The organism is Thauera carbonicopians, from assembly GCF_025699485.1.
In the GTDB taxonomy this organism is placed as follows: domain Bacteria; phylum Pseudomonadota; class Gammaproteobacteria; order Burkholderiales; family Rhodocyclaceae; genus Thauera.
In genome coordinates, this window is record NZ_JANUXN010000045.1 from 1 (window position 1) to 1,188 (window position 1,188).

Annotated in this window: 1 protein-coding gene; it reads left to right on the top strand. The window is 63.3% G+C overall.

What is annotated here, in order from left to right; genetic code table 11:
- The first annotated feature begins 205 nt into the window (after positions 1-205).
- Complete coding sequence (locus tag NX068_RS21065; RefSeq protein ID WP_263463201.1) at positions 206-1,168, top strand: IS110 family RNA-guided transposase; 963 nt, start codon at positions 206-208, stop codon at positions 1,166-1,168.
- Positions 1,169-1,188 lie beyond the last annotated feature (20 nt).

The following is a 1,188-nucleotide window of genomic DNA, read 5'->3' on the forward strand; positions in this document are numbered from 1 at the left end:
CTTGTATCTTTAAACCAGACCCGCGCGGTAGAGTTTGACTGCCGTATAGGCAGTCAAACCGGCCGGTGCAGCTTGATTGGCTCTGGGGTGATTGAGCCCGTGACTGAGTAGAGAGCGCACGGTCGCCGCGCGGGTCTTCGTGAAGCCCGAACGGTTACGTGCGCCTTCAATCAGCGCGCATGCACAAGAAAGGGATCTGAAGATCATGTCTGCTTCCTCAGTGACGGTAGGCATCGACGTGGCCAAGGCGCACGTGGATGTCTGTGTGCTGGGCGCCCAAAGCGACGCCCAGCGATTGGACAACAATGCCGAAGGCCATTCGGTGTTGGCAGCAGCCTTGCAGCCTTTTGGTGTCGGCCTGGTGGTGATGGAGGCGACTGGTGGCTACGAGGCGGCGCTGGCCTGTGCGCTGCAGGCAGCGGGCCTGCCCGTGGCGGTGGTCAATCCACGCCAGGCGCGCGACTTTGCCAAGTCGATGGGCCGCCTGGCCAAGACGGACGCGGTCGATGCACGCATGCTCGCTGAACTGGCGGCTGTGCTGGTGCGCCGTGAGGACCTCGATCGCTTCCTGCGTCCGCTGGCCGACGAGCGCCAGCAGTGGCTGGCAGCGCTGGTCACGCGCCGGCGTCAGTTGCTGACCATGCTGCATTCGGAGCGCCAGCGGCTGCAAATCACGCCCAAGAAGCTGCACGCCAGCATCGAGGCCATCGTGGCCGCGATCAAGGCTCAGCTCGACGAGATCGAGGCGCAGATGGTCAGCCATGTGCATGAGCACTTCGGCGAGTTGGATCAGCTGTTGCAATCGGCTGCAGGAATTGGCCCGGTTGCCAGCGCCACACTGATTGCCGAACTGCCTGAGCTGGGCCGGCTGAACCGCCGCGAGATCGCTGCGCTGGTGGGCGTGGCCCCTATGGCCCATGACTCGGGCAGCAGCAAGGGCAGACGACGCGTGCAGGGCGGACGCTTCGAGCTCCGGCGCGTGCTCTACATGGCGACCTTGACCGCAACCCGCTACAACCCGGCCATCAAGGCTTTCTACGAACGACTCAAGGCCGCTGGCAAGCTCCCCAAGGTCGCCTTGGTGGCGTGTATGCGCAAGCTGCTGACCACGCTCAACGCCATGGTCCGCACAGGCAAACATTGGGACAAATCGCTTCACGATGCTTGACTTCTAAGACGGTTACTCAG

Excerpts from the sequence above, each read along its gene's own strand:
- NX068_RS21065 (WP_263463201.1), top strand. The coding sequence starts at position 206 with ATGTCTGCTTCCTCAGTGACGGTAGGCATCGACGTGGCCAAGGCGCAC.